Here is an 8718-nt window from a genome sequence, read left to right as displayed (position 1 = left end):
GCTGAATGGAACGGCGGCCGGCGGATCATGGCCGACCGCTGGTATCCCTCCAGCAAAACCTGTTCGGACTGTGGCGCGGTGAAAACCAAGCTGCCGCTGCGTGTCCGAACCTACCTCTGCGACTCTTGCGGCTTGGCCCTCGATCGGGACCTGAACGCCGCGCGTAACCTTGCCGCGCTCGCGCGTGAGGTCACCACCGCCGGGAGTGGCCCGGTGGCAGGACGTGGAGCCGACCATAAGACCCGCCCCGGCGGGCCGGTGGCCGTGAAGCGTCAACCCGGCCCCGCTCAGGCGGATAAGACCGGGACCGTCCCACCGCAAGGCGGGACATGCCGATCAGTCGCTAGAGCGCACTGACAGGTAACGGCAGGCAGGCCGAGTGGCCGGGCCGCTGACCGACGCCGACGTGGTTGCCGGGTGAGCTGTCGCAGGCCGAGGTGCCGGGCCAGTTCGCGTGGCTGGGTCAGGCCGCCAGCCGGTAGCCACGCTTCATCACGGTCTGGATCAGGTCGACGCCGTCCAGCGGGGTGTCGTCGAAGGCTCGCCGCAGCCGCGACACCGCCATCTCGACGGCGTGGTCGTCGACGTCGGCCCAGCTCGGCGCGGCTGCCCGGATCTCGGCCGGGGACAGCACCCGGCCGGGACGGCGGGCCAGCGCCCGTAACACCGAGATCGGGCCGGGCTGGACCGGAATCACCTGGTGGCCGATCACCATCGCCTGGCTGCGGATCTCCACCCGGTGACCCTGCACGTCGAGCTGGAGCGACCGTTCCGGGAGCTGGTTCGCCAGGACCTTGACCAGGTCCGGCAGGGCGGGACTGTTCGCCACGTACGCGCTGATGCCGAGCGCCCGCAGCGGCTCCGCCGCCAGGTGACCCAGACAGGCCGGCACGATGTCGGCGGTCAGTGCGTTGAGCACCTCACCGAGTACGCCGTCGGCCTCGGCCTGGCGCAACAGGTTCTCGGTGGCGGTTGCCCCGGTCAGCGCGACGGCGTCGACCTGCCGCCGGAGGATGACTCTGCACAGCCGGCGCAGGGTGTCGATCCGCAGCGGTGGGAGAAACCGGTTGGTGACGACCTCGACCACCGTCGCCCCGTTGCGGCGTAGGGCATCGCAGTACTCCCGATGTGGCTCCGACTCGATCTGCGCCACCACCCGGCGGCCGGTCATCGGCTGGGCGAGGAGATAGCGGAACAGATCCTCGGTGGTCGCGGAGGCGGTTGCCCATATCTGGCTCAGGCCGAGATCCCGCAGCGTGTCGGCGGCGTGCCCGTCGCGGGCCAGCAGGCGGGCGTGCGTCAGCCGGCCGACGAGCGCGTCGAGATGGCCGGCCTGCTGGACCACGCGCAGCCAGGCCCGCAGGCCCAGGCCCGAGGACACGATGACCTCGTGCACCGGTCTCGTGACGCAGGCGCGGGTGGCGACGGCAACGGCCTCTGCCACCGGTTGGGCCACCGAGCGAACCGCCTGGACGTTGATCGTCCGTGCCGAGGTGGCCTCCAGCAGGGTGGCGAGGTCGTGTCGACGACGCTCCGACAGGACGGCGACCGTATACCCCGCCAGCTCCTCCACACTGTCCTCCCGTCAAGCCGGTCTACCTCAACAGTGTTTGAACGGTTCCGGACGGCGCTTGGGTCAATCCGGTGAGACTTTTTTCGTCGGGAAGAAGTGTCGCGGTAACAGCGCGGCCATCGCAGCGGTGTCCAATCTCAACACCGTGACGGTTCGTTCACCGACTCGGTGTTACCGAGATTTGGGACGACGCGCGGATCTGAACGGTGTTTTGCCAGTTCAGAGTGGACCGCCGAGTAGTTACCGGCGAGTCGGTGCTGAATCCGGCAAGTGGATCTTGTGAGGTATTCGGCGGTCCCGTCACGTAGCACCCAATTGACTTCCGGGAAACGCGGTGGTGTTGAAGACTCGGCGCAATCACCGACCGATTAATGGAATGTGATCGATGAGCGCCGACCCGGACGGGGACGGATGAGGGCGGGCGACCGCCAATCCGGAACCTGGATCGGCGTTCGTCGTCCGTCGACCGCGGTTGAGCTGCCACTCAACCGCGGTCGACTCCGAACGCAGGGCGGGCGGCGGGTCGTCGCCCGCTCCGGTCCAGTCCCGATCCGCAGACCAGATTCAGGAGGGTCCATGATACGACGATGGGTACCGCTCGCCGTGGCGACGACGGTCCTCGCCACCGCCGCAGGGTGCGGTGGCGATGCCGGCCCGGCGTCCGGCTCGCCGGACGCGAACCTTGCCGGCAAGACGGTCGAGGTGGCGGCCACCTGGTCCGGTGCCGAGCAGGCGAACTTCAAGGCGGTGCTGGATGCCTTCGCCGCGAAGACCGGCGCGACGGTGAAGTACACCTCCGGTGGCAACGATCTGCCGGTGCTGCTCAACAGCCGGATCGCTGGGGGTTCCCCGCCGGATGTCGCGTTGATCTCGCAGCCCGGGGTGGTGGCCGAGTTCGTGAAGCGGGGCGCGATCAAGCCGCTGACCGGCGACGCGGCCGCCGCGATCAAGGAAAACTACAGCGCTGCCTGGCAGGAACTGGGCACCGTGAACGGGCAGCTCTATGGCGTCTACTTCAAGGTGGCCAACAAGTCGGTGATCTGGTATCGGGTCGACAGCTTCACCGACGCCGGGGTGCAGCCGCCGAAGACCTGGGACGAGCTCAAGACGGTCTCCACCGCGCTCGCCGACTCCGGGGTGACGCCCATGGTCGCCGCCGGTGGCGACGGGTGGGTGCTGACCGACTGGTTCGAGAACAGCTACCTCCGGGTCGCCGGCCCGGAAATGTACGACAAGCTGGCCAAGCACGAGATCCCCTGGACCGACCCCAGCGTGGTCAAGACGCTGACCCTGCTGGCCGACTACTGGCGTACGCCGCGGTTCCTGGCCGGCAGTCCGACGCAGACCGCCTTCACACAGGCGATCGCCGACGTGTTCGGCAAGTCGCCGAAGGGAGCGATGCTGTTCGAGGGCGACTTCGTCGCTTCAGAGATCAACAAGTTGGGTGAGTTGAAGGTCGGCGAGTCAGCGAAGTTCTTCAACTGGCCGTCGGTCGACGGCTCGAAGCCGGCGGTCGTGACGGCGGGCGACCAGGCCGTCGCCTTCAAGGACACGCCGGAGGCGAACGCACTGATGGCCTTCCTCGCCTCGCCCGAGGCGGCGAAGATCATGGCGGCCAAGGGCGGGTTCATCTCGGCGAACTCCGGACTGGACATGGCGACGTACCCGGAGGACACCACCCGGGAACTCGCCGAAGCGGTGGTGAAGGCCGAATCGCTGCGCTTCGACCTCTCGGACCTCACGCCGCAGACGTTCGGCGGTGGGACCAGCGCCCACCTCTGGGTGCTGCTCCAGGACTTCCTCGCCAAGCCGATCGCCCCCGAGGCGTTGGCCCAGCAGCTCGAGGCCGCCGCGAAGAAGGACTTCGGAGGCAACTGATGACGATCACGCCCGACCCGGCCCAGGGCATCCATCCGTACCCTGCCCAGACAACGATCGGCCGGGCGAGCGTGGCCCACGGCCCCGGCGGCCCACGGCACGCCGCCGGTGGCCCGGGCCACCGGGACACCTTCGGCGGCCCGCGGACCACCGCCGGGACCGCGGCCCGCCGACGGTCGCGGGAAACCCGCCTGATGGTCGCGCTCTTCCTCGGCCCCGCCCTGGTGCTGCTGCTGGTACTGGTCTGCTATCCCATCGTCTACACGCTGTGGCTCAGCTTTCGCAGCGGTGACGGATCGAGGTTCGTCGGCTTCGACAACTACGTCGAGATGTTCACCTCGTCGAACACCCGGCGAGCCATCCTGAACAACCTCGTCTGGGTGATCGTGGCACCTAGCGTGGTCACCACCCTTGGGCTGATCTTCGCGGTGTTGACCGAGCGACTGCGCCGGTCGGCCGTGCTCAAGGCCGTCCTGTTCATGCCGATGGCCATCTCGTTCCTCGCCGCCGGCGTCACCTTCCGGCTGGTCTACGACGAGAACCCGGACCGCGGCGTGCTCAACGCGGCCGTCGTGTCGGTGCACGACGCCTTTGTGTCCCCGTCGCGTTACCACGGCGTGGATGCTCGGGAACAGGGCGAGCTGGTGCCGATGGACAACGGCTTCCAGTCCAGAGGGCCGGTGAACCCGGGTGAACCCGTCCGCCTCGCCCTCGTGGGACTGCCACCGGACCGGATCCCGACCGACGCCAAGCCGGCCACAACACCCACCGGCGGCCCCGGACTGCAGGGGGTGGTGTGGCTCGACTTCAGCCGTGGCGGCGGCGGCCGGGCAGGGACCGTCGACGCCGGCGAGGTCGGGTTGCCCCAGATGACCGTCGAGGCAATGGCCGACGGGGGCACCGTGGTCGCCACCACCCGGACCGACGCCGCCGGGCGGTTCGCGTTCCCCGACCTCACCTCCGGCCCGTACGTCATCCGGCTGCCCGCCGACAACTTCAGCGAGCCGTTCAACGGCGTCACCTGGCTCGGGCCTTCACTAATCACTCCCGCAGTCATCGGGGCGTACATCTGGATCTGGGCCGGATTCGCCATGGTGCTGGTGTCGGCCGGCCTGGCCGCGCTGCCTCGGGAAGCGCTCGAAGCGGCCCGGATGGACGGCGCGAACGAGTGGCAGACCTTCCGGCACGTGACCGTGCCGCTGGTCCGGCCCGTGCTCGTCGTGGTGCTGGTCACCCTGACCATCAACGTTCTGAAGATCTTCGACCTCGTCTACGTACTCGCACCCGAGTCGTCCCAAGACGACGCGACCGTAGTCGCCCTGGAAATGTACCGGGTGTCCTTCGGCGGCGGCCTGGACTACGGGCTCGGCAGCGCCCTCGCGGTCCTGCTGTTCGCCCTGGTGCTCCCCGCGATGCTGTTCAACATCCGGCGCCTGAGGAGGGATAGCTGATGAGCCACGCCACCATCGACGCGGTACCGGAACTGATGCCCGCCGGTACCGCGCGGGGCGGCCCGCCGCGACCGGGACCATGGATCCGGTTCATGATGCGGTTTGGCAAGGCCCTGCTGCGGCTGTTGGCGGTCATGATCGGCGTCTTCTGGCTGCTGCCGACCTTCGGTCTGGCCGTGGCGAGCCTGCGTAGCAGCGCCGACAACAGCGCCACCGGCTGGTGGACGGTCTTCACCGCACCGGCCCAACTGACCCTCGACAACTATGCCCAGGTGCTGCAGAACGAGCGGATCGTCGAATCGCTGTGGAACACGGTACTGATCACCGTCCCGTCGACCCTGCTCGTGGTGCTACTCGGCGCCCTCGGCGCCTACGCCCTGTCCTGGATGGATTTCCCCGGCCGGGACTGGCTGTTCGTGCTGGTCGTCGCGTTGATCGTCGTACCGGTTCAGGTGGCGATCGTGCCGGACGCGCGGATCTTCCGGGCCCTCGGCATCTACGGCGAGATCTCGGCGGTGATTGCCTTCCACGTGGCCTTCGGGCTGCCGTTCGCGATCTTCCTGTTGCGGAACTTCTTCCTGAACATCCCGCGCGACCTGCTCGAGGCGGCCCGCATTGACGGTGCCCGGGAAATGGTCATCTTCGCCCGCGTGGTGCTGCCGATCGGCTGGCCGGCCATCGCCTCGCTGGCCATCTTCCAGTTCCTGTGGGTCTGGAACGACCTGCTGGTCGCGCTCGTCTTCGCCACCTCCGACAATGCTCCGATCACCTACGCCCTGCGGGAGCAGATGCGGTCGTTTTCGTCCAACCTCGACACGATCGGCCCCGGCGCGTTCCTGTCCATGCTCGTGCCGCTCGTGGTCTTCTTCGCCTTCCAGCGCTACTTCGTGCAGGGCGTCCTCGCCGGGTCAGGCAAGTAGCGGAAGGTCGATCATGGGGTGCGCGCCGGGCACGGCGCAGTGGCTGCCACTTACCGGAAAGGAGCCGGTGATGGGCCCATCGGAACTGCTTAGTACCAGGGCGGAGGCCCTCTTCGCTTCCGCGCTCCAACCGTCGAAGGATCCGACGCCCGAACAGATCCGGAAGGCGGTGCTGGACGGCGTCAGCCGGCACCGGGCGGGCGGTTGCGCGGCACTCGTCGCGCAGGAGTACGGCGACGATCCGGCCGAGGCGGTCTGTCGCATGCGCTGGGCCGTGGCCGCCGTCCGAGCGGCGTACCAGCTGGTCGGGCCATCGGCCTGATCGCCGACGTCCGGCGTCCTCGCGCATGGCTCGCGGGGTCTGCGTCACGCCCCGATGCCTCCCGCCCCTTCAGGGAGCAACCCGGACGTTTGCCTACGGCCTGCCCGCGAAAGCGGCGTGGGCCGGGGGAGGAAGGTTGCGCCGGCCGCCACCGGCACAACCCCCTCTGTCCACCCGCCGCCGCAACGCTTGTGGCAGTACGTCAACGAGGGATTCCCCTTGTAGCTACGGATACCTGTAACTCCTGGTTCACAGTGTTTAGCCAGTTATGGCCCACAGGTCCAGCGTGCTGAGGCAACCGCACCGGCTGGTCGCGATGTCCGCCGCGGCACCGGGCACACCGCCGCCGTAGGGCCTGTTTCAGACGTACGGACCGAGGTTCAGGCTGGTCGGTTGGAGTAGTGACGGCCGGCTCGCCAGATGGTGAGGTCTTTCATGGTTGTTGATCAGTCCATGGTCGGCCGGTCGGCCCGCTGGCTCCCGGCTGAGGATGCTTCTCCGGTGGCAGGCCCTGCGCTGGTGGCGATCTCTCAGCGCCGTCAAGGACGGCGCCTGCGGACCACCGGCCGGGGTCAGCTGTCCATACCCGTGCTGGATGTCCCGCTGCGCTACGCCGGGCTGGAGTTGCAGACGTCCACCGGCCTGGTCCGATTGCACGCTGAGTCGAGCGCGGTCATGCTCAGTGGACAGCAGGCCGCCGTGCTGGCCGTCCTGATGACGGCGCGGGGGACGCCCCTCAGCCGAGAGGCGATCTGGGCCGCCATGCCACGCGGGTATCGGCCGCCAACAGCTGCCCAGATCGGCGTGGTGATCGCCAACATCCGTAAGAAGATCGGTGCCGCACGCATTCTCACCGGGGCGGATGGCTGGTGGGTGCGGGACCCGATAGCGCCGGAACCGGTCGGCGGCACCGGCCTGCTGTCGTTCAGCAGCCTGCGACTCGATGTCGAGCATCGGTACGTCCTCGACGGGCCGGCTCGGCCCATCCGGCTCGGCCCGCAGGAGTTCGCCGTGCTGCGGGTACTCGTCGAGGCGCGGGGAGTGCCGCGCAGCAGGAGTGGGATCTGGTCGTCGTTGCCACCGCATGACCGGCCCGCCACGATCGTCGCGGTGGGAGTGGTCATCCATCACCTCCGGCAACGCCTCGGGCGTAACCGGATTATCACGGGCGGAGGCGGTTGGCGGCTGGCCGGCCACGCAAAGCCGGGGCCGTGCGTGGCGGAGTGGGCCGGCGTGCGATTGGAGTGCACGACAAGAGAAACCTGGCTGGCCGGCCGGAACGCGCCCGTTAAGCTGAGCCCCCAGCAGGCCGAGGCGTTGCAGGTGCTGATCGATGCGCAGGGCGAACCTCGTAGCGGTGCGCAGATCCGGGACGGGATGAGCGTCAGAGCGCGCCCGAAGAGCACCAAGGCAGTGGGCAGCGTCATCTCACGCTTGCGGCGCAAGATCGGCCGGGACCGGCTGGCCACTGGCAGGGCCGGCTGGTGGTTAACCGATCCGACCGAGCCCCACACGCCACCCAGCTGCTCGTTCCCGGCGGCGTGTGGCTCGATCCGGATCGACGGCAGGGCGAAGTCGGCGAGCGGCGCGGCCTGATCGATGGGGTAAATCGCGGCTGCGAGGCTCCCAAGCAGATGTGGGACCTATTGCCTTGAGCTATCTGGTTCCTGCTCAGGGCCAGGTCGGTGGCTCGGCGTCTTGCTGTCGACTCCTCGGGCGGTCTCCTCCACTCACAGAAGGCTGTCGATGATCACGGCGATGCCGTCTTGGGCAACCAGTTGAGTTTAGGTGCTCGACTGAGATCATCGCTGGCACCCTTCTCCGCCCAGTCGAGGCCGGCCACCAGCTTCAACAGTGCGGTCGAGGGGTGGGAGGCAAGTCGCTGTGCGCTGCTCGTCGACAGGAGATGGTCGATGCTTGTCGAAGCAGTGATGCTACGACGCCTTTACTCGGCTGGTTTATGCTTCGGGCGACCTGGGCAAACGTCGTCGAGCATGTCGCTGGGCCACCAGACTACTGGGGGTCAAGGGGTCGTCGGTTCAAATCCGGCCGTCCCGACAGTGAGAGGGTTTTCGCAGGTCAGCGACTTGCGGAAACCCTCTTTTCATTTGGCCGATGTGCGCCGTTGCGGGCGGCGCTCCCCAGGAGCCGCCGTTGCAGCGCCCAAGCACTCCCATGACTGCGCTCTGGGTGGAATGCTGCTGGCCTGTTCGTTAGCCGGTCAGGGATGGTTGGCGCCACCCCGACAGTCTCGCCGCGCAGGGGGGTGGCGGGGGAGAGGTGTGGCTTTGCCGGCGGCGTGATGCGTCGGGCGTGCCTGGTCGCCGTGTTGATCGGATGCGTCGCTACGGTCGTGGTGGTCCTGGCTCGATAGCCAGCCCTGCCCCAGCCGAAACGCGAGCGCCCCCACCTGCCCTGGTGGGGGCGCTTCGTCTCCATTGGGCGGCAGGCGGTGCCGACGGCTGCGGTGGGGAGCGGGCGGCCTTGTAGCGCTGCCAGCCGGACGGGTGGAGAGGATTGAGGGTTGCGCGGGGGATTGCCGGACCAGCGGGGATCAGCCCGCCTTGCGTACCT

At 68.3% G+C, this 8718-nt stretch carries 7 protein-coding genes; 6 read left to right on the top strand and 1 reads right to left on the bottom strand.

The window, feature by feature from the left end; all coding sequences use genetic code 11:
- A partial coding sequence (locus tag ACY34I_RS39540) for a zinc ribbon domain-containing protein (RefSeq protein WP_462760537.1) occupies positions 1 to 357 on the top strand: 357 nt, incomplete at its 5' end.
- A 106-nt stretch (positions 358 to 463) separates the two neighbouring features.
- Here the strand turns inward: ACY34I_RS39540 and ACY34I_RS39535 are convergent.
- Positions 464 to 1573 carry a uroporphyrinogen-III synthase gene (locus ACY34I_RS39535; protein WP_462760535.1) on the bottom strand — a complete coding sequence of 370 codons (1110 nt, stop codon included), beginning with the start codon at positions 1571 to 1573 and terminating at the stop codon, positions 464 to 466.
- 576 nt (positions 1574 to 2149) lie between these two features.
- On the opposite strand from ACY34I_RS39535, the gene ACY34I_RS39530 reads away from it, so the two are divergent.
- The 5 genes from ACY34I_RS39530 to ACY34I_RS39510 all read left to right on the top strand — a co-directional run bounded on the left by ACY34I_RS39530 (position 2150) and on the right by ACY34I_RS39510 (position 7740).
- Complete coding sequence (locus ACY34I_RS39530; RefSeq protein ID WP_462760533.1) at positions 2150 to 3451, top strand: ABC transporter substrate-binding protein; 1302 nt, start codon at positions 2150 to 2152, stop codon at positions 3449 to 3451.
- Positions 3451 to 4902 carry an ABC transporter permease gene (locus ACY34I_RS39525; protein ID WP_462760531.1) on the top strand — a complete coding sequence of 484 codons (1452 nt, stop codon included), beginning with the start codon at positions 3451 to 3453 and terminating at the stop codon, positions 4900 to 4902. The genes ACY34I_RS39530 and ACY34I_RS39525 overlap by 1 nt, the downstream gene beginning before the upstream one ends.
- Positions 4902 to 5822, top strand: coding sequence for a carbohydrate ABC transporter permease (locus ACY34I_RS39520; RefSeq protein ID WP_462760529.1), 921 nt, complete (start codon positions 4902 to 4904; stop codon positions 5820 to 5822). Before ACY34I_RS39525 ends, ACY34I_RS39520 begins: the two co-directional genes overlap by 1 nt.
- A 70-nt stretch (positions 5823 to 5892) precedes the next feature.
- The gene (locus ACY34I_RS39515; RefSeq protein ID WP_462760527.1) at positions 5893 to 6144 is read left to right on the top strand and encodes a hypothetical protein; all 252 of its coding nucleotides are present in this window, start codon (positions 5893 to 5895) and stop codon (positions 6142 to 6144) included.
- Between the two features lie 699 nt (positions 6145 to 6843).
- A complete protein-coding gene (locus ACY34I_RS39510; protein ID WP_462760525.1) occupies positions 6844 to 7740 on the top strand; it encodes a winged helix-turn-helix domain-containing protein in 897 nt (298 codons plus the stop codon).
- The last annotated feature ends 978 nt before the right edge of the window (positions 7741 to 8718 follow it).

Source organism: Micromonospora sp. RTBAU3-60 (genome assembly GCF_054963695.1).
Note: the sequence above shows the minus strand (reverse complement) of the source record. Positions and strands in the feature narration are given on the sequence as shown.